This is a genomic window from Streptomyces spiroverticillatus, assembly GCA_014650415.1.
Classification (GTDB): domain Bacteria; phylum Actinomycetota; class Actinomycetes; order Streptomycetales; family Streptomycetaceae; genus Streptomyces; species Streptomyces spiroverticillatus.
Window position 1 is genome coordinate 164,822 of the sequence record BMUX01000008.1, and the last position, 24,763, is coordinate 189,584.

The window sequence follows — 24,763 nt, forward strand, 5'->3', positions numbered from 1 at the left end:
GACATTCCGTGACTCAGCACGCCCGCAACTACATCAACGGCGAGTGGATCGACTCCGAGCGCCGCACCGAATCCCTCAATCCCTCCACCGGTGAGGTCCTCGGCACCTTCGCCGACGCCGGCGCCGATGAGGCCCGTGCGGCCATCGCCGCCGCCCGCGACGCCTTCGAGAACACCGACTGGGCCCGCGACCGCAACCTCCGCGCCAAGGCCCTCTTCGAGCTGGCCGACCACCTTCAGGAGCGCCGCGAGGAGTTCATCACCCTGCTCGCCCGCGAGAACGGCAAGATCCTCGGCGAGGCCGCCTTCGAGATCGACCTCACCATCCCCAAGCTCCGCTACTACGCCTCTCTCGCCCTCAGCGACCACGGCAGTGCGGGCGAGGTCCGCCCCGGCCTGTACTCGATGACCCTGCGCGAAGCCGCCGGCGTCGCCGGAGTCATCGCCCCGTGGAACTCCCCGGTGGTCCTCGCCGTACGCTCCTTCGCTCCCGCACTGGCCGCCGGCTGCACCGTCGTACTGAAGCTGCCGGGCCAGACCGGCCTGGTCAACGGCCTGCTCAGCGAGCTCGTCGCGCAGACGAAGAGCCTTCCGGCCGGAGTCATGAACGTCTTCACGGAGTCCGGAAACGAAGGCGCCCCGCTGCTGATCACCTCCCCGGACGTCGACGTCGTCAGCTACACCGGCTCCACCGTCGTCGGCCGTACGATCATGGCCAACGCGGCGCCCACCCTGAAGCCGCTCTCCCTGGAGCTCGGCGGCAAGAGCCCCATGCTCGTCTTCGACGACGCCGACCTCGACGCCGTCGTGCCGGTCCTCACCAAGGCGATCACCACCTTCACCGGCCAGTTCTGCATGACCGGCAGCCGCATCCTGGCCCAGCGGGGCATCGCCGAAGAGCTGCGCCGCCGCATGATCGCCTCCCTGGAGTCGGTCAAGGTCGGCCCCGGCGACGACCCGGCCAGCGAGATGGGCCCGATGATCGACGAGCGCAACGCACAGCGCGTCGAAGGCGTCGTCGCCGAAGCCGCCTCGTACGCGAAGGTCCTCGTGCGGGGTGCGCGCGACCGCGCCTTCCTCGCCCCCTCCCTGGTCGAGGTCGCGGACCTGAACGCGCCGATCGTGCAGCAGGAGGTGTTCGGTCCGGTCGCCACCTTCGAGGTCTTCGACACCGAGAGCGAGGCCGTCACCCGCGCCAACGCCACCGAGTTCGGCCTCGCCGCGTCGATCTGGACCCGCGACGTGGACCGCCCGCTGCGCATCCAGCGCGAGATCAAGGCGGGCACGGTGTGGACCAACACCTGGGCGATCGTCCACGACATGTTCGAGGAGGGCGGCTTCAAGCAGAGCGGCATGGGCCGCCTGAACGGCGTGCGCGGCCTGGAGGAGTTCCAGGAGACCAAGCACTTCGTCCACGCGGCACCGCGCGCCTGACCCGGCGCCCGGGGGCGGAGCCACCGGCTCCGCCCCCGGATTCCGTCCCTGCCACTCCCGTACGAGCGAACCGCCCCGGAGCGCCCCCATGCCCACCCCCGACGGCACCACCGTCCTCACCCCGCACGGCGATGTCGCCCTGGTCGCGGCCCGCACGGTCGAGCCGGGGCACGAAGCGGCGTTCCAGGACTGGGCGGCGGGCGTGCTGGCCGCCGCCGCCGGTCTCCCCGGCAACCTGGGCGGCGGCCTCTTCCACCCGGCCGCCGACGGCGCCCCCTGGATCGTCGTGCACCGCTTCCGCGACCGGGCGGCCCTGCACACGTGGCTGGACTCCGCGCAGCGCGCGGCGTGCTTCGCCGACGCGCGGGGCCACCGTCACCAGGAGGTCGCCCGCCGTGAACTCACCGGACTGGAAAGCTGGTTCACCGCCCCGGAGCGGCCGCTGCCGCCCCCGCCCCGCTGGAAGATGGCCGCGAGTTCCGCCCTCGGGATCTTCCCGATCTCCCTGCTCGGCAGCGTCCTGCTCACACCCCACCTGACCGCGCTCCCGCAGGTCGCCCGCACCGCGGTCTTCGCGCCGCTCTTCAGTGTGCTGATGACCTACGTCTCCATGCCGCTGGTCACCCGCGTCCTGCGCCGCTGGCTCCGCCCGCGCACGTCCCGATGAGGGTGCCGCTCAGCGGCGGGTCGCCGCGATCACGCACATCGGACTCGTCGTCTGCGTGATGCCGTCGAGGCGGAAGCCGTTGTCGCCGAGCAGCGCCGCCCAGTCGGCGCGGGTGCGTTCGCGGCCGTCCAGCATGGCCATCATCGTGAGGTCCAGGAGGGCGGCGACCTCGGGCGCCGCGCCCTCGCCGAAGACGGTCTCCACCAGGAACAGGCGGGCACCGGGGGCGGACGCGGCCCGGACGGCGTCCAGGATCCGGCCGCACCGCTCGTCGCTCCAGTCGTGCAGGATGAAACAGGCCAGATAGGCGTCCGCACCCGCGGGCACCGCCGCGAAGAAGTCGCCGCCCTCGGTGTCCACCCGGTCGGCCACCCCCTCCCGTGCCAGCAGCGCCGGTGCCTCCGCGACCACGTGCGGCAGGTCGAAGACGGTTCCGCGCAGGTCCGGGTACCGCCGGGCCAGTGACGCCAGCGCGGTGCCGTCCGCTCCCCCGATGTCCACCAGTCGCCGCACTCCGCTCAGGTCGACCCCGTCCAGGGCGTCCCGGCGCACCGTCCGCATCAGCGAGGCCATCGCGGCACTGAACCCGCTCACCCGCTCCGGCTCCCGGGCGAGCCAGTCGAAGAAGGGCTCGCCGTACTCGCGGTCCGCCGCCGGAACCCCGTCGTGGACGGTCGACCACAACCGGGCGAACGGCCGGTAGTGCGTGTCCATCCACATCAGGGCCACGTCGCGCAGGGAGTCCTCGCCCTCGCCGCACAGGGTGTGCCCGAGCCTTCCCAGCGCCACGGTGTCCCGGCCTGCGTCGTACGCGAAGACGTCCTCCCCGGCCAGCGTGCGCACCAGGCGGCGCAGCAGTTCGGGGCGCAGCCCGGTGGCCCCGGCGAGCTCCGCGACCGGGCGCGGCCCGTCGGCGAGCCGGTCGCAGACACCGGCCCTGGCCACGACGTACAGGGCCTGCGAGAGCTGGAACCCGCCGAGCAGCCGCAGCATGGCGACGGCCGGTGCGGTGCGCGGGGACACGGCCGCGAGAGTGCCGGCCGGGGTTATGGAGGCGGCCTGGGTTACGGAGGCGGCCGGGTCGGGTGTGCTGGTCGAGGTGGTCATGTCCGGATACCTACCAAGCGGAGTACGGCACGGGCGCGCCGACGCGTCCGTTCGGCGGACCCGCCGACCTCACCGTGTGTCAGTGCCCCGCCACCACGGCACACCCCCCGACGTGTCCCGCAGAGCGTTCGTCGCGCAGTGGACCTCGCCGCCCGCCAGGTGGGCCCACTTGAAGTTCTCCACCCAGCTCACGCGCACGCCCTGGCGGCGCAGGGCGCGCTCCGTCGCCGCCCGGAACAGGTCCGTGCCGCCCACGCGCGGGCCGTGCGGGTCCGGGGCCGCGTAGTGGCGGGCGGTGAGGGACAGCCCGTTGGCGAGGCCGGGGGAGAAGGCGATGGCGCGCTCCTCGGGGGCCGAGGGGTCGTAATGTCCCCAGGAGTACAGCACGGGGACGCGCACCAACTCGTCGTCGGACAGGCCGGTTTCGCGCAGGAGGACGGTGAGTTGGGCGTCGATGTGCCGGGCCGCCTTCTCGTTCCCGGCGAGGAACTTCGCGTCGCCGAGGGTCGCGTCCACCGTCGGCCGGTTCTCGGCGGTCGTCCCCTCGAAGAGCCGCCGTCCGCCCTCGCCCCGTGCGGAGGCCTCGCGCAGCAGGCGCGTCGCCAGCCGGGGGTCGGAGACCATCAGGGTCCAGCCCCGGGCGTTGTCGGACCGTACGACATGGACCGTCTCGTCCGTGTGCCCCACCAGCAGCCACGAGGTGTCGATCGCGATCGGCGACTGCTGCCCCTGCGCGGCCAGCATCCGCACGAAGGACGGGTCGGGCGCCCGTTTCGCGCTGGTGCCGAAGACGATGCGGCCCTGCGGGTGCCCGGGGTAAGGGGGTACGGACTCGAAGTTCCCGGCGAAGTTCTGGAGGTCGTTCACGTTCGCCGGGCGGGCCCGGGTGAACTGCTGGACCACGCCCACGTCCGGACCGCGCAGCTCCCGGAAGAGCAGCCGCGCCGAACGGCTCAGCGTGCTCGGGCCCAGCTCGCTCGCGGGCCACACGACCGGCGCGCGCAGCAGGATCCGTATCCGGTGCACGCCGCCCGGCACCGGCATGCTCACCGTGCCCGGCTCGACCATGTCCTGCCGCCAGATGTCCCGCCACCATTGCGACGTTCCGGGTGTGAACGTCACCTTTTCGCGCGGCAGCCCCGCCCGCTCGGCCGCCCGCCGCAGCGAGTCGGCGAACGGCTTCCACTCGGTGGGCTTGTAGCGCGCCCCGATCCAGTTCGGCACGATCCCGCTGCCGGGTCCGGGCGCTGCGGCGAACACCGACTGCGCCCGCTGGAGATCGTGCTGGACGAGCACGGGCGCGACCCGCATCCGTACGCGGTCGGACGCCGCCGCACCTCCCTGACGTACCGTCAGGACAAGGTCCACCTCGCCGTTCCAGCGGCGCGGATCGCGTACGACGTCCCGCCCCTCGACGGCGAGCTCCACCCCGGCGCGCAGCTCACGGGCCGTCAGGTCGCCCTTGAGCGCCGCCAGTTGGCCGTCGCGGCGGACGAAGACGCGTACGTACGGAGCCTGGGCGGCCGGGATCTCGACGCGGCCGGTGGCGTCGTCGGCCACCCGCATGGGGCGCACCCGCAGTGGGGCCAGATCCTGGGCGTCCCGCTCACCGTTCACCCGCTCGTCGGCGGCGTCGTGGCAGGCGGCGAGGCGCTCGTCCACCGCCGGGTCCACGCGGTCCAGGTCGGCGGCGGTGGCCCGGCAGCGGCGGGCGTCGTCGTCCAGATTGGGCAGGAAGACCGCGCCCCGGCCCGGCCGCCACTGGTCCTCGCCGCTCTCGTCCGATTCGCCGGTGAGGTCGACGCGGCCGTCCTGGTTCACGTCGGCGCGCAGGTCCGGGGGAGGGGGCGAGGGCGAGGCGGAGGCGGGTGTCGTCGCGGCGGCGGTTCCGGCGAGGAGGGCGGCGAGCACGGCCGACGCGGTGCGCCTGGAGTGTCCCGGCATGACGTTGCGCATGACGTTTCCTTCCGCGAAGGATGGAGGAGGGAACGGAACCTCGGTTCCGCTTCCAGGCTCCCGGCACCGGGCCCGCCAGGCGTCATCCGGGGTGACGAAACGGACGTACACCGTTGTGCGCAGTGGCTCCGGTCGACCTGATACCGGGCCCGCACGGGGTGTTCCCGGCGTACGCAAGGAGTGCCAGTGTGGGGCGGCACAAGCCGCCGGGATCCGGCAGAGGGCCCGGCGCAGGCCCGCGAGGGAGCACTCCCATGGCCACAGCAGCAATCGCCGGAGCCGTCCTGACCGTCAACGTCGGGGGCGACACACCTCTCCGGCTGGACATGTCCCTGCAACGCCACTCCTACCGCCACTGCGGCACCGGCGCGGCAGCGGTGGCCAACAGCCTCCTGCACGCGAGCGTCACCGACGCGACCATGATCGCCGAGGGCATCGAGGTCGGCGACAAGGTCGAAGAACTGCTGAAGAAGGCGAAGGGCAGCTGGAAGGCGCTGTTCGGCAAGACCCTCACGGTCACCTCGAAGCGCACCTACCTGATCGACAACAGCGGCCTGAACCCCAACGGTTCGCCCAACCACTTCTTCGTCACCGGCGGCCCCGACGTCTGGGCGGGCATCTCGGCGGCGGACTACGCCGCGGCCCGCGACATCCGTCTCCTGGAACTGGCGATCGCCGCACGCCGTCAACGCTCCGACACGTACGACTACTTGAACCCGAAGAAGCTCCTGGAGAAGGAGCAGGAGACCGGCGGCACCACGAACCCCGTGGTGGTGGCGGTGCGCACGGCGCGCACCAGCCTCCGCCAGGCGTCCGCCGACGACACGACGCTCATCGCCGCGTCGGGCAGCAAGGACGTGGTCGAGCTGGTCCGCACGACCCTCTGACCCGTACCGCGTACTGCTGCGGCACAGCGCGCCGCGCCCGGCCCCAGGACTTCCGGGACCGGGCGCGGCGGCTCGTACGGATCGGACGACTCGTACGGCTCAGAAGGCTCAGAAGGCTCAGATGGTCGACGTGTCGATCACGAAGCGGTACCGCACGTCACTGGCGAGCACCCGCTCGTACGCCTCGTTGATCTTGTCGGCGTCGATCAGTTCGATCTCCGCGCCCAGGCCGTGCTCCGCGCAGAAGTCCAGCATCTCCTGGGTCTCGCGGATGCCGCCGATGCCGGAGCCCGCGAGGGTCTTGCGGCCGCCGATGACGGAGAAGAGGTTGAGGGAGACGGGCTCCTCGGGGGCGCCGACGTTGACCATCGCGCCGTCCGTGCGCAGCAGGGACAGGTACTTGTCCAGCGGCAGCGGCGCGGAGACCGTCGAGACGATCAGGTCGAAGGAACCGCGCAGCTCCTCGAAGGTCGCCTCGTCACTGGTCGCGTAGTAGTGGTCGGCGCCCAGCTTCAGGCCGTCGTCCTTCTTGCGCAGGGTCTGCGAGAGGACGGTGACCTCGGCGCCCATCGCGTGGGCGATCTTGACGGCCATGTGGCCGAGCCCGCCGAGCCCGACGACGGCGACCTTCTTGCCGGGACCGGCGTTCCAGTGGGCGAGCGGGGAGTACGTGGTGATGCCCGCGCACAGCAGCGGTGCGGCGACGTCGAGTGCGAGGCCGTCGGGGATGCGCACGGTGTACGCCTCGTCGACGACGATGTGCGTGGAGTAGCCGCCGTAGGTGGGCTCGCCGTTCTTGTCGAGGGCGTTGTAGGTGCCGATGTTGCCCTTGTGGCAGTACTGCTCCAGCCCCGCCTTGCAGTTCTCGCACTCGCGGCAGGAGTCGACCATGCAGCCGACGCCGACCCGGTCGCCGACCGCGAACTTCGTGACCTCGGGGCCGACCTCGGTGACGACACCGGCGATCTCGTGGCCCGGGACCATCGGGAAGATGCCCTCGCCCCAGCCGTCGCGGGCCTGGTGGATGTCCGAGTGGCAGATACCGGCGTACTTGATGTCGATGAGCACGTCGTGCGCGCCCACCGGGCGGCGCTCGATGGTGGTCCGCTCCAGGGGAGCCTTGGCGGAGGGCGCCGCGTAGGCGGGGACGGTGGTGGTGTTCTTGGTGCTGGTGGTCTCTGCGCTGGTCATGCATCCACCGTGCCAGGCTCGGAGACATTCACCCAGGTCACCGCTCTGCCTACGTCCAGTGTTCCTACTACTGGCGGGGACAGTCTCGTATGCGTACGACCCTGGATACTGGAATCCATGGACGCTTCCTTCCCCGCCCCCGAGCCCCTGGACAGCCGCGCCGAACTGAGCGAGTTCCTGCGCACCCGCAGGGCCCGGCTCCAGCCGGAGGACGTCGGCCTGCCGAACTTCGGCCGCCACCGGCGGGTGCCGGGGCTGCGCCGCGAGGAGCTGGCGCAGCTGGCAGGGGTGTCCGTGGCGTACTACACGCGTCTGGAGCAGGGCAACGGCCGCAACGTCTCGGGGGAGGTCCTGGACGCCATCGCCCGCGCGCTGCGGCTGACGGACGCGGAGCACTCCCACCTTTTGCACCTGGCCAAGCCCAAGGCCCACAAGAAGAAGCGGGGGGCGCGTCCGCAGCGGGTGCGTCCCGCGCTGCTCCAGCTGGTCGACGCGATGGAGGGGGTTCCCGCGTACGTGGTGGGCCGCAGGTCCGACATCCTCGGCTGGAACCGCATGGCCGCCGCCCTCTTCGGCGACTGGGGGGCGCTGCCGGCGGAGGAGCGGAACTGGGCGCGGATCTGCTTCCTGCACCCGGCGTCGCGCGAGCTGTTCGTGGACTGGGAGCAGAAGGCGTCCGACATGGTGAGCTTCCTGCGGATGGACGCCGGGTGCTTCCCGAACGACCCGCTGCTGTCCGCCCTGGTGGGCGAACTCTCCGTCAAGAGCGAGGAGTTCCGCACGCTGTGGGCCAGGCACGATGTGCGGGAGAAGGGGCACGGGGTGAAGCGGATGCACCATGCGGTGGTGGGGGACCTGACTCTGTCGTACGAGACGCTGCGCCTCCCCGAGGACCATGACCAGTCCCTGGTCACGTACCACGCCGAGCCGGGCTCGGAGTCGGAGCAGGGGCTGAGGCTGCTGGCCAGCTGGGGGGTGACCGACCCGGGGCCGCTGGGGCGTGGGGCGGGCTCGGTCGGGTCGGCACCCGGTGGGGTGTCGGCACCCGGTGCCGGGGCGGATTCGCCCCAGACCCGCCCCTTCACCTAAACCCGCGGGGCGTTGTGGCCGGCGTTTTGCGCAGTTCCCCGCGCCCCTGACGGGGGCGCTCCTCAGCCTCGGTCCGCCTCGAAGGCGAGGAGGAGGGAGGCCGCCACGCTCACCGCGATCGTGGCCGGCTCCTTGCCGGTGATGTCCGGCAGGCCGATCGGGGTCTTGATCCGGTCGATCGTGATGTCGTCGTGGCCCCCCTCGTCCGCGAGACGCTTGCGGAAGCGTGCCCACTTCGCGGACGACCCGATCAGCCCGATCGAGCCGAGACCGGGAGTGCGCAGAGCGGCATCGCACAACGCCGCGTCCTCCGCATGGTCGTGCGTCATGATCAGCACGTGCGTCCCGGGCGCCAGCTCGGCCAGCACCTCCTCCGGCAGCAGCGGCACATGGTGCGCGTGCACCTGGGCCACCGCGTCCGACAGGACGGAGAGCCGCTCGGCGGAGACCATCTCGGGCCGGGTGTCCACCAGGTGGAGGTCCAGCTCGTGTCGGGACAGGATGCGGGCCAGTTCCATGCCGACGTGGCCGATCCCGAAGACCGCCACCGCCGGAACCACCGGCAGGGGTTCCAGCAGCACCGTCACCGCCCCGCCGCAGCACTGCACCCCGTGCGGCCCCGACACCTTGTCGTTGAGGGCGAAATCCATCAGCTCCGGCTCCGCGCCCCGCGCGGCGATGAGCTCGCGGGCCCGGTCGATCGCGACGGCCTCGATGTTGCCGCCGCCGATGGAACCCCACGTCTCGGTGCGCCCCACGACGAGCTTGGCGCCGGCCTTGCGGGGGGCGTGGCCGCGCACGGTCGCGACGGTCACAAGTACGCCGGTCTCCCGGCGTTCCCGCAACCGCGCGACCGCGGCCACCCAGGTCATGTCAGGCATTGCTGAGCGCGGTCGAGCCGACGGCCGAGCCCTCGGCACCCTCTGCGGAAGCCTCCCGGACCGACTCGACGGCCCAGAACACCGCTTCGGGCGTCGCCGGGGACGCCAGCTCGACGCTCGTCCCGGCGGGGCCGAACGCCGCAGCCGCCTGCCGCAGTGCCTCTCGTACGGAGAAGGCCAGCATCAGCGGAGGCTCGCCGACGGCCTTGGAGCCGTACACCGCGCCTTCCTCGGTGGCGTTCTCCATCAGGGTGACGTTGAACTCCTCCGGCATCTCCGAGAAGCTCGGCAGCTTGTACGTGCTCGCCGCCTGCGTCTGGAGCCTGCCCCGGTGCGGGCCGTCGCTGGTGTCCCAGCGCAGATCCTCCAGGGTCAGCCAGCCCGCGCCCTGCACGAAGCCGCCCTCGACCTGGCCGATGTCGATCATCGGGGAGAGGCTGTCGCCGACGTCGTGCACGATGTCGACCCGGCGGATCTTGTACGCACCCGTGAAGCCGTCCACCTCGACCTCGGTCGCGGCGGCACCGTTGGAGAAGTACTTGAACGGCGTGCCGCGGAAGGCCTGGGCGTCCCAGTGCAGTCCCTCGGTCCGGTAGAAGCCGGAGGCCGAGAGCTGGACGCGCTGGAAGTAGGCGGTGCGGACGAGGTCGTCCCAGGCCAGTTCCTTGTCGCTGCCCAGGACCCGGGCGACGCCCTCCACGATGCGTACGTCGGAGGCGTTGCCGCCGAGCTGCGTCCCGGCCACCTGGTGCAGGCGCTCGCGCAGCTGCTCGCAGGCGTTCTTGATCGCACCGCCGTTGAGGTCCGCGCCCGCGCTGGCCGCCGTGGCGGAGGTGTTGGGCACCTTGTCCGTACGGGTCGGGGCGAGCCGCACTTTGTGCAGCGGGATGCCCAGCGTGGTGGCCGCCACCTGCATCATCTTGGTGTGCAGGCCCTGGCCCATCTCGGTGCCGCCGTGGTTGATCAGGACGGAGCCGTCCTTGTAGATCAGCACCAGCGCGCCGCCCTGGTTGAAGGCGGTGAGGTTGAACGAGATGCCGAACTTGATGCCGGTCAGCGCGATGGCCCGCTTGGTGTGCGGGTGCGCGGCGTTGAACGCGGCGATCTCGCGCTTGCGGTCGGCGAGGTTGCCGTTCTCCTTGACCTGCTCCCAGACCGCGGAGATCCGGTCGGCCTGCGTGACCAGCTGACCGTACGGCGTGGTCTGGCCCTGGCCCGGCTGGTAGAAGTTGCGCTCGCGCAGCTCGATCGGGTCCAGGCCCAGCTGCGGGGCCACCCGGCCGAGGATGTCCTCGATCACGAGCATGCCCTGCGGGCCGCCGAAGCCGCGGAAGGCCGTGTTGGAGACCGTGTTGGTCTTCGCGATGCGGCCGTTGACCCGTGCGTTGGGGATCCAGTACGTGTTGTCGATGTGGCACAGCGCGCGGGCCAGCACCGGCTCCGACAGGTCCAGGCTCCAGCCGCCGTCGGCGGTCAGCGTGGCGTCGAGGGCCTGGATGCGGCCCTCGGCGTCGAAGCCGATCTTCCACGAGGCGTGGAAACCGTGCCGCTTGCCGGACATCGTCAGGTCCTGCGTGCGGTTCAGGCGGAAGCGGACCGGGCGGCCGGTGAGCTTGGCACCGAGGGCTGCGATCGCCGCGAAGCCGTGCGGCTGCATCTCCTTGCCGCCGAAGCCGCCGCCCATCCGCAGGCACTGCACGGTGATCTCGTGCGCCGGGACGCCGAGGACGTGCGAGACGATCTCCTGCGTCTCGGAGGGGTGCTGCGTGCTGGACTGGATGAAGAGCTGACCGCCCTCGTCCACCATGGCCAGCGCCGCGTGCGTCTCCAGGTAGAAGTGCTCCTGCCCGGCGAAGGTGAACTCGCCGGTGAAGATGTGCGCGGAGTCCGCGAAACCGGCGTCGACGTCACCGGTCTCCATGTGCGGGCGCGCACCGTGGAAGCTCTCCGCCGCGATGGCCTCGCCCACGGTGACGATCGCGGGCTTCTCCTCCAGCTCGACCTCCACGGCCGCGGCTCCCAGGCGGGCCGCCTCCAGGGTCTCGCCCAGCACCCAGGCCACCGCGTGGCCGTGGAACATGACCTCGTCGGGGAAGAGCGGCTCGTCGTGCTTCATGCCGGCGTCGTTCTCGCCGGGCACATCGGCACCGGTCAGGACGCGGACCACGCCGGGCACGGCGAGCGCGGGCTCGGTGCGCAGGGCGGTGATGCGGCCGTGCGCCTTCATCACCTGCACCGGGTAGGCGTGCAGGACGTCCTTGGTGCGGTACACGAGGTCGTCGGTGTAGAGCGCGGTGCCGGTGACGTGCTGGTAGGCGCTCTCGTGCGGCATGGAGACGCCGACGACCGGCTTCTCGGGGCGTTCGGAAAGATGGCTCATGACGAAACCGCCTCGGTGGTCTGTGCGTACAGCTTCTTCAGGCTCGTGCCCAGCATCGCGGAGCGGTACAGGGAGCTGGCCCGGTGGTCGCTCATCGGGGTGCCCTCGCCGCGCAGGACGCGGGCGGCCGCATCCACAGTCTCCTGCGTCCAGGGCTTGCCCTCCAGGGCAGCCTCGGTGGCCAGCGAGCGGATCGGGGTGGCGGCGATGCCGCCGAGGCCGATGCGGGCCTTGCGGACGATGCCGCCCTCGATGTCGACCGCGAAGGCGACGGCGACGCTGGAGATGTCGTCGAAGCGCCGCTTGGCGATCTTGTGGAAGGCGGTGACCTGCGACAGCGGCGTCGGGATGCGCACCGCGCGGATCAGCTCGTCGGGGCGGCGCACGCTCTGCCGGTAGCCCGTGAAGTAGTCCGCGAGGGGGACCACACGCTCCCCGTCGGCGCTCGCGAGCACCAGCGAGGCGTCCAGCGCCAGCAGCACCGGCGGGCTGTCGCCGATGGGGGAGCCGGTACCGAGGTTGCCGCCGAGGGTGGCGCTGTTGCGGATGAGACGCGAGGCGAACTGCGGGAACAGCTCCGCCAGCAGCGGTACGGTCCCGTCCAGGCGGCGCTCGATCTCGGTGAGCGTGACCGCCGCGCCGATCTCCAGGTACTCCGACTCGACGCGCAGCTCCCGCAGCTCGGGCAGCCGGTCGATGGCGACGACGCACGTGTCGCGCCGGGAGCGGATGTTGACCTCGACGCCGTAGTCGGTGCTTCCGGCGACCAGGACCGCTTCGGGCCGGTCGCGCAGGATCTGTACGGCCTCCTCCAGCGTCGCGGGGCGCAGGAAGGTGCTGTCGCCCTGGGTGTACGAGGTGGCCACCGGCTCCGGCGCGGCCTGCTCGCGGCGCTGGGCGAGGGGGTCGTCCTCGGCGGGCTCGCCGACCGCGTAGGCGGCGTCGCGGATGGGGCGGTAGCCCGTGCAACGGCACAGGTTGCCGCTCAGCGAGTGCAGGTCGAAGCCGTTGGGGCCGTGCTCGGCGTCGGCCTCGCCCGCTTCCGAAGCGTCGTGCGAGCAGCGGTCGGGCCGGTAGTACTCCGACGCCATGCTGCAGATGAAGCCGGGCGTGCAGTAGCCGCACTGCGAGCCGCCGCGGACCGCCATCTCCTCCTGCACCGGGTGCAGGGTCGCGGGCGTGCCGTCCGCACCGGGAGTGGCGAGACCCTCGGCGGTGACGACCTCCTGGCCGTCCAGCGCCGCGGCCGGCACCAGGCAGGCGTTGACCGCCACCCAGTCGGTGGGCTTGTTGACACCGGGCCGGGCCACCAGGACGGAACAGGCGCCGCATTCACCCTCGGCGCAGCCCTCCTTGGTCCCGGTCAGGCCGCGCTCGCGCAGGAAGTCGAGCACTGTGGTGTGGGGTGCGTCCGGGGCAATGGGGGTTTCCTTCCCATTGACCGTAATTCGCGCGCTTACCATGGCAAAACCTCTTTTTGGGGCACAGTCGACCTGGTCGCCGTAGCGGGCATTTCGGGAGCTTTCTCTCTATGGCGGTGCAACCTACGGCAATGCAGCCATCGACCGTGCGCCCGGGAAGCCGGGATCGCGGGTCGGTACGCGGGGAGGCGGGTGCTGCGCCGCAGGCAAGTGGCAGGAGTGCAGAGAATGCCGGGTCCCTCGGTCGGGTCGCGCCGGCGAAGGGGCTGCCTCAGCAGCCGTGGGCCACACGACCCGGAACCCAGGCGGTGCGCCGGGCGAGGCGATGCAGGTCGGAGAGGATCGTCATCCGACTAAGCCTCCTTTCGGCTGGACGGCTCGTGGGCTGAGCTTTTTCGCGGTGGAACTGTTCCTTTGTGGAGCCGTTCGAAATTAAGTCGCCGCAGGCAGACGGGTCAAGGAACCTGCGGCAACGCGCGGGCACTTAGGTGGAAGCTCCTAGCGGAGAGGCAAATGCTCCAAGGCGGTGTGTACGTTCATCCGGTCCCTGCGTACGGCCATCGTCCATCAGATCCCCGCGTACGTTCATCCGGTCGCCGGCGCGGAACCCTCGCCCACGGCCGCGCGCCGCAGCGTCCGTATCGCCGGGATCGCGAACAGCGCCACGCACCCCACCAGGCACACGCCCGCCGACACCATCAGCAGCCGCGCCGGGGAGGCCAGCGCGAGCGCGGGCCCCGCGAGGATCTGGCCGAGCGCGATGCCCGAGACCGAGCCCGCCAGTTCGTACGCGGAGACCCGGTTGAGGACGGCGGCGGGGGTGTGGGTCTGCACGCTGGTCGCCCACATCACCGACCAGAACGCCATCGCACCGCCGCCGAGCACGTGCCCCGTCAGCAGTACGGGCAGCCCCGCGTCCAGCGCCACGCACAGCGGCAGCACGGTGTACAGCGCCATGGCCACCGCCCCGGCGGCGAGCGGCCTTGTCGGGCGCACCCGCAGCGCCAACAACCCGCCGAGCACCGTGCCCACACCCAGGAACGAGACCGCCAGACCGTACGCGTCCGGGCCCAGTCGCGACCCGATCAGCCCCGAACTCAGCGGCACCAGCGGGCCGAACACCAGCACCCCGTAGACCATCCAGATCAGGATCACCGACCACATCCAGGTGCGTGCCCGGAACTCCCGCCACCCCTGCCGCAGGTCCCGGCGCAGCGAACTGCCCTGCCCCGCCGTGGAGATGCCCGGGGCGAGCCGGATGAGCCCCAGGCACAGGGCGCTGAGCACGAAGGTGCCCGCGTCGATGGCGTACACCGTCCCGGCGTTGGTGACCGCGATCAGCAGACCGGCGAGGGCGGGCCCGAGGAGATGGGCGAGCGCGTCGGCGACCTTGAGGGTGGCGTTGGCGCGCTGCGGTTCGCGGGCGATCAGCGGGACCATGCCGTTCATCCCCGGCAGGAACATCGCGACGGCCGCACCGCCGAGCGCCGCCATGGTCACCAGCAGCCAGAACGGGGGAGTCCCGGCGAAGAAGGCGACGGCCAGCACGCCCTGCGTGACGACCCGTACGGCATCCGCGCCGACCATCATCCGGCGCGCCCCGAACCGGTCGGCGAGCACCCCGCCGAACAGCACCAGCGCGACGAACGTCCCCGTCCAGGTGCCCAGTACGAGGCCCACCCCGGAGATCCCGTACACCGCGCCGACCGCGAGCGCGGCGGCCACCGGCATCATGGCGTCGCCGAGCTGGGAGACCGTACGGGCGGCGAAGAAGAGGGTGAAGGGCCGGTCCCACAGGGGGAGTCGGGCACCGGCGGCCGGACCGCCCGCGCGGAGCCACGGCCTGCCGGACGTCCGCTGCTTGCTGGTTGTCTGGTTCTGCGAGTTCGTCACCCGCCCATACTGGTTCAGACCAATTGGCGGATCCAGGTGTCCGGAACGACATGATGAGGTACTTTCCCGCCATGACGCCCCGCCCGTCACCGCAGCACCACCACCTCGCTTCCCCGCTGCCGCCCTCGCAAGGCACCGCGGTCCCGCCCCGCGCTTCATCCGCCGCCGCACGCGGCACCGCGACCCCGGTCCGCACCGCGTCGGCCGCCTCGCGCGGGGTTCCGGCTCCGGCTCCGGTCCGGGCTTCGTCCGGCGCCGCGCGCGGCGCCGCGACCCCGGCCTGCACCGCGTCCGCCGCCGCGCACGGTGTCCCGGAACCGCCCCCGCACCGGGTCGTCGCCCTGATCAGTGCCCCGCAGTCGGCGCTCGCGCTGGCCTGTGCGACCGAGGTCTTCGGGGACCACGGCCCGGACGTCCCCCGCCGCTACGCCTTCGGGATCTGCGCCGAGCAGCCGGGCCCGATACGTACCCAGGCCGGATACGACCTCCTGGTCACCGACGGCCTGGACGCGCTGGAGCAGGCGGACACCGTGCTCGTCCCCGGCTGGGACCAACCGCCCGGCACCGACGTGCCGCCCGCTGTGGCGGACGCGGTCCGCCAGGCGCACCGGCGCGGGGCCCGCGTGATCAGCATCTGCTCGGGCACCTTCGTCCTCGCCGCCGCCGGCCTCCTCGATAGCCGCCGCGCCGCCACCCACTGGGCCCGCAGCGCCGAACTCGCCGTCCGTTTCCCGCAGGTGCGGGTCGATCCCGCCGTGCTGTACGTGGACCACGGCGACGTCGCCACCAGCGCGGGCGCGGCGGCCGGCATGGACCTGTGCCTGCACCTGGTCAGCACCGACCAGGGGGCCGCGTACGCACGCCGCGTCGCCCGGCAGCTCGTCATGCCGCCGCACCGCGAGGGCTGCCAGCTCCAGTACGCCGAGCTGCCCGCCGCCGAACCCGTGGCCGACTCCCTCGCCCCGCTCCTGGACTGGCTCGCCGACCGCCTCGACGAGCCGGTCACCGTCGCCGACATGGCCCTGCACGCGCAGGTTTCCGCCCGCACCCTCACCCGCCGGTTCACCGAGCAGCTCGGCATCAGTCCCGGCCGCTGGCTGCTGGACCGGCGCATCGACGCCACCCGCGCCCTGCTGGAGGAGACCGACCTCCCGGTCGAGACCATCGCCCACCGGGTCGGCCTCTCCTCGGCCGTCAACCTCCGCCGCCGCTTCCATTCCGCGCTGCGGACGACCCCGGCGGCGTACCGGAGGGCCTTCCGTACGAAGCCGTGAGGGCTCAGCGTCGGCGGCGCAGCAGTCGGCGCAGGTGGGAGGAGCGTGCCTTGTATCCACCGGGCCGCCAGTGCCCGTCCGGTGACAGCACCGGAGTCTGCCGCTCCGCCTGCGCCCTGACCTCCACGTACGCCTCGTACGACGTCACCCGGTACGCCTCCTCCCAGGAGGCCAGCGCTGCGGCGACCCCGGCACCGGCCGTACCCCGCCGCCGGACGTGCCGGGCCAGCAGGGCGAACCCGGCGACGGCGGCGAGGAGGCCGCAGGTGATCAGCAGCGGCGGCAGGAGATCGGCCATGCCGCCGAGACTACGCCGCCGCGGCAGTGCGCGACCACCCCCGCCCGTCAGCCCTTCTCCGCCGGAGCCTTGCTGAGCCGCCCCGGCAACCACGCCGTGCGCCCGATGTCCCGTACCAGCGCCGGTACGAGCAGCGACCGTACGACCAGCGTGTCCAGCAGCACGCCGAAGGCCACGATGAACGCGATCTGGAGCAGGAACGCCAGCGGGATCACCCCGAGGGCCGCGAACGTCGCCGCGAGCACCACACCCGCCGAGGTGATCACCCCGCCGGTCGCGGTGAGCCCGCGCCGGACGCCCTCGCGGACACCGTGCGCGAGGGACTCCTCGCGGACCCGGGACATCAGGAAGATGTTGTAGTCCACGCCGAGCGCGACCAGGAACACGAAGCCGTACAGCGGTACGGACGAGTCGGTGCCGCTCATCCCGAAGACGTACCGGAAGACGAGCGCCGAAACCCCCAGCGTCGCAACGAAGTTGAGGGCGACCGTCACCACCAGCAGCAACGGCATCAGCAGCGAGCGCAGCAGCAGTGCCAGGATCACGAGGATGATCGCGAGGACGACGGGCACGATCAGCACGCGGTCCTGCGCGGCGGTCTGCTGGGTGTCGTACTGCTGCGCCGTGTACCCGCCGACGAGCGTGTCTTCCGCCCCCGGCAGCGCGTGCACCGCGTCCCTCAGGCGGGCCACCGTGTCCTTCGCGGCGTCGCTGTCGGCCGCGTCGTCCAGCGTCGCGTCGATGCGCACCCGGCCGTCCACCACCAGCGGCGCCCCGCCCCCGGGCCGCCCGGAGGCGGTCACCGCGGCGGCGTCCGCGACGCCGTCGGTGTTCTCGGCGGCGGCCTCGACGGCCTTCGCCTGCGCGGCATCCGTGATGATCACAGCCGGGTTGCCGGAGCCGCCCGGGAAGTGCGCGCTCAGGGTGCGCTGGGCGGCCACCGAGGGGGCGTCGTTGACGAAGATCTCGTCGAGCGGCACGCCCCGCGAGGTCAGCATCGGCGCGAACGCCGCACACGCCAGCAGCCCGGCCAGGCACAGCGCCCACACCCGGCGCGGAGCGCGGTCCACCAGCGAGGCCACTCGCTGCCACAGCCCGGCACTCCCGCCCTTGCCGGTCGCGGGCTTCGGCCTGGCCGGCCAGTACGCGGCGCGGCCCAGCAGGGCCAGCACGGCGGGCAGGAAGCTCAGCGCGCTCAGCACCGCGCACACGATGCCGATCGCCCCGACCGGGCCGAGCGCGCGGTTGTTGGTGAGGTCGCTGAGCAGCAGCGCGAGCAGCCCGAGCGCGACCGTCGCAGCGCTGGCCGTCACAGGCCCGACCGACTGCCGCCAGGCGGCCCGTACGGCGGTGAAACGGTCGGCCCCACCCGCGAGTTCCTCCCGGAAGCGGGCGGTGAGCAGGAGCGCGTAGTCGGTCGCCGCACCGATCACCAGGATCGACAGGATGCCCTGGACCTGCCCGTCCACGCGTACGACGTCGTGGTCGGCCAGCACGTACACGACCGCACTCGCCAGCCCCAGCGCGAACACCGCCCCCACGATGATCACGAACGGCAGCAGCACACTGCGGTACACCAGCAGCAGGATCAGCAGTACGGCCGCCAGCGCGACCCCGAGCAGCAGCCCGTCGATCCCGGCGAAGGCGTCCTTGAGGTCGGCCTGACTGGCGGCGGGCCCGGCCAGCTCGACCTTGGTGCCGTCCACTTGACCGGTTGCCTTCTTCACGCGCTCCAGCGTCGGAGCCAGCTCGTCACCGAGGTCGGGGCGCAGTTGTACGACACCCTGGAGCGCCTTGCCGTCCTTCGACGGGAGCGCGGGCGAGGCCCGCCCGGCGAGGCCGGGGGAGCCGTTGAGGGAGGCCAGTGCGCGGGTCGCGGCATCGGCCTGCCCCTTGCCCAGCTCCCCCTTCCTGTCCCCCTCCTGGGTCCATACGACGACGGCGGGCAGGGTTTCGTCCTGTCGGAACGCCTTCTGGGCCTCGATCGCGCGGGTCGACTCCGCGTTCTGCGGGAGGAAGGCTGCCTGGTCATTGGTGGCGACCTGGCCCAGCTTTCCGGCGTAGGGGCCGAGCGCGCCGCCGACGCCGAGCCAGACGATCAGCAGGACCAGCGGGACCAGCCAGCGGGCGGAACGGGCAGAGGTGGACATCGTGCTCCCGGTACAAGGTGATCAGGGTTTCCGGCAGGGAGCCTGCTGCCCCCTGTCTCCACCCCTTGTCTCCACATATCTCAAGCGGAAACAATCTCAATGATTGAAATATATGGCCTGGGGGAGCGCCGTGCAGGGATCTTCAGCGACGTGGTGCGCGCACTTCGCCGAGTTCGGCGTTGAGGTCGGTCAAGAAGCGCAGTACGAGGGCGAGTTCGTCGCCGTCGAAGCGGGAGCGGGTGTTCTCGGTGGCGGCGGCGAGCGGCAGGAAGTGGCTGCGGGCGGCGGACCGGGCGCTGGGCTCGTAGTGCACGTGCACCACGCGGCGGTCCGCGCTCTCCCGTGAGCGCCGGATGTGCCCGGCGCCCTCCAGCCGGTCCAGGCACGCGGTCACCGCGCCCGAGGTCAGCCCCAGGTGCTCACGGAGCAGGCCGGGGGTGAGCGGGGTCTCGGAGTCCAGGATCGCGGCCAGCGCCTGGACGTCGGTGGCGTGCAGGCCCTGGCGGGCGGCGAAGCCGTGGACGAGGCGGTTGATCTCCCCGTTCATACGGCGCAGTTGGACGGCGAAGGCCTGGAGGGAGGCGTCGGGCGCACCCGCGTCGTCCGCCGCCGGGTCGGGCGGTGTCGGTCCGGGGTTCGCGGGGGAGTCGTCTCGTTCACCTGTACTGGCCACGGGTTCAGCTTATAGAGCCGTGAATTTCCAGCTCATGAAGCTGTGAAATTCCGGCCGAACCCTTGCAGAGCGCATACATCGCGGCCAGGATGACCACGCTCGTCTTGTCTAGACCTCTCGCCCCCCTTTCCTGGACTGGAGCAGCCTCGATGTCTTCGGCACATCCCACCCGGCGCACCTTCGTCACCGGCACGGCCGCGCTCGCGGCGGCCGCCGCGCTCACTCCCGCCGCGGCCGGTGCGGCCCACGCCGAGAGCGCCGCCGGTCAACCGGCCGACGGCGGGCGGCCGTTGACCGTACCCGGACTTCAGCAGTGGACGCCCGGCCGCGGTTCCTACCGCTTCGGTGCGGACAGTCGGATCGTCCTGGACCGGGCGGACCGGGCCCGACTGGCCCCCACCGCGGCCCTGTTCGCCGACGACCTGCACACGCTCACCGGGCGCCGGGTCCCCGTGGTCACCGGTCACGCGAGGAGTGGTGACCTGTACCTGAGACTGCACGACGACAAGAACCCGGCCACCCGCGACGAGGGGTACACCCTCGCCTCCGGAGCTGTCATGAACCTGTCTGCTGCGCGCGTGACCGGTGTCTTCCGGGGCACCCGCACCCTGCTCCAGCTCCTCCATCAGTCGCCCGTCGTCGCGGGCGGCACCGCAGTGGACTGGCCGCTGAAGCCCTACCGGGGGCTGATGGTCGACAACGGCCGCAAGTACTTCACGCCCCAGTGGCTCAAGGCCACCGTCCGCAACATGGCGTACATGCAGCTCAACACGTTGCACCTGCACCTCACCGACAGCGAGGGCTTCCGGATCGAGTCCAGCTCGCACCCCGAAGTGGTGTCCAAGGACGGCTTCCTGACGAAGCGTGAGATCAAGGACCTGATCGCCTTCGCGCAGCAGCACCACATCGAGATCATCCCGGAGATCGACGTCCCCGGGCACATGACGCAGGTGCTCTCCGTCCACCCCGAGCTGGGCCTGCCGGGCTCGAAGACCACGCTCGACCTGAGCAAGGACGCCGTGTACGCGTTCGTACGCGACCTGCTGGAGGAGTACCTGCCGCTCTTCCCCGGCCGCTACTGGATGCTCGGCGGCGACGAGGCCGACTCGGTGAAGAACAACGCCTCGTACATCGCGTACGCCAAGGCCCACTACCTCCCCGCCGGCGGCGACCCGGCGAAGGTCACCGGCAACGACTGCGTCTTCGGCTTCCTGAACTGGGCCAACGACATCGTCCGCCGCCACGGCAAGACCATGCGTATGTGGAACGACGGCCTCAACGGCATCACCACCGCCGTCGTCAAGCCCTCCAACACCATCAACGTCGACTTCTGGACCTCGCGCGGCGCCGACCCCACGTGGCTCGTCGACCAGGGCTTCACCGTGATGAACGGCGGCAGCCCGCCCACCTACTACGCGGCCGGCGGCGGCTGGGACTACCGCAAGGACACGCCCTGGACGTACGAGAACTGGCAGGTCGACGCCTTCCTCAACTGGGGTCCCGACGGCGAGACCCCCTCCCCGTACCGCACCGTCACGGGCGCCGCCAACCAGGGCACCTCCATGCACATCTGGTGCGACGTCGGCGACCCGGAGACCGAGGAGCACGTCTCGGAGTACACCACCCGCCTCACCCACATCGTCGCCCAGGCCGGCTGGGGCTCGCCCAAGCCCGCCCCCGACTATCCCTCCTTCGTCCGCGCCCTCCAGCAGGTCGGCGACGCACCCGGCGGACGCGCCACCGCCGACCTCGCGATGGGCCGCCCGGTCCGCGCGACCTCGGGCCCGAACCCGGCGGCGGCCGTCGACGACGACCCCTCGACGGGCTGGAGCAGCGGCCCGGCGACCGGCGGACGCACCGCGCTGACCGTCGACCTCGGCAGCCAGGTCGCCCTCGACCGGGCGGCCGTCCAGTGGGGCGCACGGTTCGCCACCGCGTACCGGCTGGAGGTCTCCCGCGACGGACGACGGTGGTACGGCCTGGCCGCGACCGGCGCCGGAAAGGGCGGCACCACGCCCTACCGGAAGGCGACCACACCGCAGGACCTGATCGACTTCGACCCGAGGGCGGTCGGCATCGAGGAGTTCGAGCGGCTGACCGGGGTCGGCCGGTACGTCAGGCTTGTCGTGGAGACCGCTTCGGACGCGCAGGGCGTGGACGTGATGTCGCTGCGGCTGTTCGGAGCGCCGCGCCGCTAGGGCCGGCGGGCAGGGACGCCGGCAGGGACGCCGGCAGGGACCGGGAAGGGGCTCGCGGGGGCCTGCGGGCCCCTTCCCAAGTGCCCGCTGCCAGGGGACCTTTGGCCTGGATTCGGGCCCTTCGTCCCTGCCCCGCGCGTCCCTCCCGTACCACGATGGAGGCATGGAAAGCCTCCCGGTCATCACCGCAGTCGACGGATCGGACCACAGCCTGAAGGCCCTCGAGTGGGCCCTGAAGGCGGCCCGCGCACGGGGCACGGAGCTGCTCGTCGTGCACGTCAGGACCGATCACACCAAGGCCCTCCCGATGCTGGGTTCCGTGCCCCTGATGCCTCCGTCTGCGGAAGAGGAGGTTCCGGTCCTCACGGACGTACGGGACCTGCTGGCGGGCCGCGAGGACCTGCCGCCGGTGCGCTACGAGACCGTCAACGGCAGCCCTGCCGCCGAACTGGTCGAACTCAGCACCCGGGCACAGCTCCTCGTCCTCGGCTCGCGCGGACGCGGCGGCTTCGCCAGCCTGCTCCTCGGCTCGGTCAGCCGGGCAAGCACCGCACGCGCCGCCTGCCCGGTGGTCGTCGTGCCGCACACGGCCGGCGCGGAGCCGGACGGACCCGCCCCGGTGGTGCTGGGCCTCGCCCCGGACGAGACCAGCGACGTCGTCATGGAGTTCGCCTTCGCGGAGGCCCGGCGGCGCGGAGCCGCGCTCCGGATCGTCACCACCTACCCCGTCCCGCTCTCCACGCTCGCCCTCGCGGGCGGGTACGGCAACGGCACCGACGCCGTCCACGCCTCCGAGGGCCCGAGCATCGAGGCCGACCTCCGGGAGGCCCAGTCGCACCGGCTGCGGCCCTTCACCCAGCGCTACCCGGAGGTGCCGGTCGAGCAGGTCGTCGCCGCGTCCGACGCGGCGGGCCGCCTCGTCGTGGCCGCCCAGAACGCCGGTCTGCTCGTGGTGGGCAGGCACCGGCGCAGGCTGAGCGCCGACTCGCTCCTGCTCGGCTCGGCGGCCAACGCGGTCCTGCTGCACGCGCACTGCCCGGTGGCGGTGATCCCGCCGAGGTCCGCCTAGGTCTGCCCGGGTCCGCTGAGTTCTGCTAGGGCTTCTCGGCGACCGCCCCGACCGCGTCCAGGTCGCGGACCGCCACCGCCGTGCGGGCGATGATCGCGTCACAGATCGCGTCCGGCTGGTAGCGCGGCTGGATCGGGTTGCGGCCGCGCGTCGTCAGCCAGATGTAGAGCGGGTAGAGGCTCTGCCTGCGGTATGCCAGCCACGCCGCGCCGGGATCCGGCGCGGCGCCGCCCGCCTTCGCCAGGTGCTCCAGATACAGGGCGAGCAGGTCCCGCTCCCACGCGCGCCGGTCGTCCACCGCCAGCCCCGAGGTGATCAGGTACGCGACGTCGCAGGCCCAGCTGCCGCGCATCATCACCTGCCAGTCGACGAAGCCCATCCGCCCGTCGGCGGTGCGGTAGGTGTTGCCGATGTGCGCGTCCCCGTGCAGCAGCGTCTGCGGGCCCTCGGCGGCCTGCTCCAGCGAGCGCCGCAGCGCCGCGTACAGGACGTCCGGCGCGGGCCCCGGTTCCGTGGGCAGCACGGGGGCCGACCTGCGCATCCCGACCCGGGAGCGCGCGTTCATGCCGATCAGCCGGTCCAGGTTGGCGAAGTGGACGTCCGGCGTCTTCAGATACCCGTAGGCCGCCAGGGCCGGATCCGCCCACATCCGGCCGTGCCGGTGCGCCGTCTCCACCAGCAGCCCCTTCACCTCGGCGCGGGTGAACGGCGCCGTGGGATCCAGGAACACCGCACCCTTGCTGTCGGCCACGTCCTCCACCAGCACCACACTGCGCCCCGTCCCCGGGTGGGCCGCGCCGTGGAAGCCCCGGGGCGCCTCGATGTCCAGGGCGGGCCGGATCTCGTTGTAGAACGCGGGCTCCTGGACCAGGACGTCCGCCAGGTGCAGGGTGAGCCGTTGCAGCACCCCGGCCGTGGTCTTCGCGAACACCCGCTTCGGCAGCCCGGCCGCCGCACCGCTCTCGTTGTACGTCACCGCGATCCTGAACCGCGACGAGGTCCCGCTGCTCACCGGCGTCACCTCGCACCCGGTCACCGCCGCACCGGGAGTCCCGGCGCACAGCACCGCCGTCAGCCACTGCGGGTTCACCTCACCGGGACGTACCGGCACGTCGCCCGCCCGCCGGGCGGGAACCGTGCGGACCGCCTCACCGGCGGCGGCCGCCCCGATCCGTACCAGATTCTCCAGAATCTCCCGTGCGGCGTTCTTGGCCATGCCCCACCCCTGTCCGCTGGACGTGACGGCCAGTCAATACGGCCCGGGGGCACGGCGGAAGAAGGCGTCGCCAGATGAGAGGCCCCGTTCCGGCGGCTGCGGATCCGAGAGCGCCGCTTTGACGGCTACTGCGCCCCGCCCTGTCCCGCGCTGCCGATCGGGCCGACCGTGACCGGCTTGCCCGAACCGTCCGTGACGGGCAGCGAGGCCGCGCCCGGCCAGGCCAGCACGACCGACTTCGTCTCGTCCGGCGGGGTCACCACCAGGCCGGTGATGCGCACGCCCGTGCCGCCGGTGTCGTTGGTGGGGTAGTGGATGCCGAAGTACGTCGACTCGCCGCTCTTGAGCGTGCCCGGGACGACCGGCTCGCCGGTGCGCTTGGCGGACAGCGTGCCCTCCTTCGTCTTCAGGTCCACACCCGCGAACCCGGAGATCGCGCAGGCGCTGCCGCCGGTGTTCTTCAGCTCCACGGCGACCGTCTTGTCCTCGTCGCCGCCGACGGTGGCGTCCGTTGCGGTGATCTTCAGCCCGTCGGTGCGGCACTTGGCGACCTTGCCGCCGGTGTCGGAGCCGCCGCCGGTGGTGCTCTTGCCCGCCGAACCACCGGATCCCTGGTCCGGGGTGGCGTCGCCCGAGCCCGCGCCGCCCGTCGCGCCTTCCCCGCCCGACGACGAGGCGTTCGTCGGCGCCGAGGCCGGGCCGCCCTGTGCCGCGCCGTCGTCGTTCTGGCAGGCGGTGAGCGAGAGACCGGCGGCGACCGCGAGGGCGGCGAAGGTGAGCTTGCGAACGCGCATGATTTCTTCCTCAGCATCGGTGGACAGTGCCTGCTGCCCGGTACGGACGGCGTTGCTGATCACAAGGAGCCGCCCGGCCTGCTGAATCGTTCCGCCCAACCCTTCCCTCATACACGGCTGTTACATGCCCGGGGGTGCCGGGACAGACCCGTGACACGAAGGATCTTGACCACAAGCGGTGGCCAG

The 24,763-nt window shown here is 72.0% G+C and carries 19 protein-coding genes; 7 read left to right on the forward strand and 12 right to left on the reverse strand.

Going from position 1 to position 24,763, the window contains the following annotated elements:
• Positions 1-8 precede the first annotated feature (8 nt).
• On the forward strand, positions 9-1,433 hold the full coding sequence (locus IE269_RS22395; RefSeq protein ID WP_189824867.1) for an aldehyde dehydrogenase family protein: 1,425 nt from the start codon (positions 9-11) through the stop codon (positions 1,431-1,433).
• Between the two features lie 88 nt (positions 1,434-1,521).
• Positions 1,522-2,100: an antibiotic biosynthesis monooxygenase gene (locus IE269_RS22400; protein WP_189824868.1), complete on the forward strand. Its 579-nt coding sequence runs from the start codon at positions 1,522-1,524 to the stop codon at positions 2,098-2,100.
• A gap of 9 nt (positions 2,101-2,109) precedes the next feature.
• On the opposite strand, the gene IE269_RS22405 is transcribed toward IE269_RS22400, so the two are convergent.
• The gene (locus IE269_RS22405) at positions 2,110-3,207 is read right to left on the reverse strand and encodes a methyltransferase (RefSeq protein ID WP_189824869.1); all 1,098 of its coding nucleotides are present in this window, start codon (positions 3,205-3,207) and stop codon (positions 2,110-2,112) included.
• A 69-nt stretch (positions 3,208-3,276) separates the two neighbouring features.
• Positions 3,277-5,163: a protein-arginine deiminase family protein gene (locus tag IE269_RS22410; protein ID WP_189824870.1), complete on the reverse strand. Its 1,887-nt coding sequence runs from the start codon at positions 5,161-5,163 to the stop codon at positions 3,277-3,279.
• Positions 5,164-5,417: 254 nt separating this feature from the next.
• On the opposite strand from IE269_RS22410, the gene IE269_RS22415 reads away from it, so the two are divergent.
• Positions 5,418-6,050 (forward strand): hypothetical protein, encoded by a 633-nt coding sequence (locus tag IE269_RS22415; protein WP_189824871.1) that lies wholly within the window; start codon positions 5,418-5,420, stop codon positions 6,048-6,050.
• A 117-nt stretch (positions 6,051-6,167) separates the two neighbouring features.
• On the opposite strand, the gene IE269_RS22420 is transcribed toward IE269_RS22415, so the two are convergent.
• The gene (locus tag IE269_RS22420) at positions 6,168-7,241 is read right to left on the reverse strand and encodes an NAD(P)-dependent alcohol dehydrogenase (protein ID WP_189824872.1); all 1,074 of its coding nucleotides are present in this window, start codon (positions 7,239-7,241) and stop codon (positions 6,168-6,170) included.
• Positions 7,242-7,358: 117 nt separating this feature from the next.
• Here IE269_RS22420 and IE269_RS22425 point away from each other — a divergent pair, with 117 nt between their 5' ends.
• Complete coding sequence (locus IE269_RS22425) at positions 7,359-8,330, forward strand: helix-turn-helix domain-containing protein (protein ID WP_189824873.1); 972 nt, start codon at positions 7,359-7,361, stop codon at positions 8,328-8,330.
• A 62-nt stretch (positions 8,331-8,392) separates the two neighbouring features.
• Here the strand turns inward: IE269_RS22425 and xdhC are convergent, their stop codons facing one another.
• From xdhC to IE269_RS22445, 4 genes are all read right to left on the reverse strand, one after another.
• On the reverse strand, positions 8,393-9,202 hold the full coding sequence (gene xdhC, locus IE269_RS22430; protein ID WP_189824874.1) for a xanthine dehydrogenase accessory protein XdhC: 810 nt from the start codon (positions 9,200-9,202) through the stop codon (positions 8,393-8,395).
• A gap of 1 nt (position 9,203) precedes the next feature.
• Complete coding sequence (xdhB, locus tag IE269_RS22435) at positions 9,204-11,591, reverse strand: xanthine dehydrogenase molybdopterin binding subunit (RefSeq protein WP_189824875.1); 2,388 nt, start codon at positions 11,589-11,591, stop codon at positions 9,204-9,206.
• Complete coding sequence (locus IE269_RS22440) at positions 11,588-13,054, reverse strand: xanthine dehydrogenase small subunit (RefSeq protein ID WP_189824876.1); 1,467 nt, start codon at positions 13,052-13,054, stop codon at positions 11,588-11,590. The genes xdhB and IE269_RS22440 overlap by 4 nt, the downstream gene beginning before the upstream one ends.
• 543 nt (positions 13,055-13,597) lie before the next feature.
• Positions 13,598-14,905 carry an MFS transporter gene (locus IE269_RS22445; RefSeq protein WP_229898069.1) on the reverse strand — a complete coding sequence of 436 codons (1,308 nt, stop codon included), beginning with the start codon at positions 14,903-14,905 and terminating at the stop codon, positions 13,598-13,600.
• A gap of 341 nt (positions 14,906-15,246) precedes the next feature.
• Between IE269_RS22445 and IE269_RS22450 the strand changes: the two genes are divergently transcribed.
• Positions 15,247-16,179: a GlxA family transcriptional regulator gene (locus IE269_RS22450; protein ID WP_189825061.1), complete on the forward strand. Its 933-nt coding sequence runs from the start codon at positions 15,247-15,249 to the stop codon at positions 16,177-16,179.
• Between the two features lie 4 nt (positions 16,180-16,183).
• Here IE269_RS22450 and IE269_RS22455 read toward each other — a convergent pair whose 3' ends face one another.
• The 3 genes from IE269_RS22455 to IE269_RS22465 all read right to left on the reverse strand — a co-directional run bounded on the left by IE269_RS22455 (position 16,184) and on the right by IE269_RS22465 (position 19,300).
• A complete protein-coding gene (locus IE269_RS22455; RefSeq protein ID WP_189824877.1) occupies positions 16,184-16,477 on the reverse strand; it encodes a hypothetical protein in 294 nt (97 codons plus the stop codon).
• Positions 16,478-16,524: 47 nt separating this feature from the next.
• Entirely contained in the window at positions 16,525-18,627 is a 2,103-nt protein-coding gene (locus IE269_RS22460) for an MMPL family transporter (RefSeq protein ID WP_189824878.1), read from the reverse strand.
• A gap of 142 nt (positions 18,628-18,769) precedes the next feature.
• Complete coding sequence (locus IE269_RS22465) at positions 18,770-19,300, reverse strand: MarR family winged helix-turn-helix transcriptional regulator (RefSeq protein WP_229898071.1); 531 nt, start codon at positions 19,298-19,300, stop codon at positions 18,770-18,772.
• A gap of 149 nt (positions 19,301-19,449) precedes the next feature.
• On the opposite strand from IE269_RS22465, the gene IE269_RS22470 reads away from it, so the two are divergent.
• Together IE269_RS22470 and IE269_RS22475 are read left to right on the forward strand one after the other, a co-directional pair.
• On the forward strand, positions 19,450-21,498 hold the full coding sequence (locus tag IE269_RS22470; RefSeq protein WP_189824879.1) for a family 20 glycosylhydrolase: 2,049 nt from the start codon (positions 19,450-19,452) through the stop codon (positions 21,496-21,498).
• A gap of 163 nt (positions 21,499-21,661) precedes the next feature.
• Positions 21,662-22,567 (forward strand): universal stress protein, encoded by a 906-nt coding sequence (locus tag IE269_RS22475; RefSeq protein WP_189824880.1) that lies wholly within the window; start codon positions 21,662-21,664, stop codon positions 22,565-22,567.
• Positions 22,568-22,592: 25 nt separating this feature from the next.
• Here IE269_RS22475 and IE269_RS22480 read toward each other — a convergent pair whose 3' ends face one another.
• Positions 22,593-23,783 (reverse strand): aminoglycoside phosphotransferase family protein, encoded by a 1,191-nt coding sequence (locus tag IE269_RS22480; protein WP_189824881.1) that lies wholly within the window; start codon positions 23,781-23,783, stop codon positions 22,593-22,595.
• A gap of 125 nt (positions 23,784-23,908) precedes the next feature.
• Positions 23,909-24,577, reverse strand: a complete 669-nt coding sequence (locus tag IE269_RS22485) for a DUF4232 domain-containing protein (protein WP_189824882.1) — start codon at positions 24,575-24,577, stop codon at positions 23,909-23,911.
• Positions 24,578-24,763 lie beyond the last annotated feature (186 nt).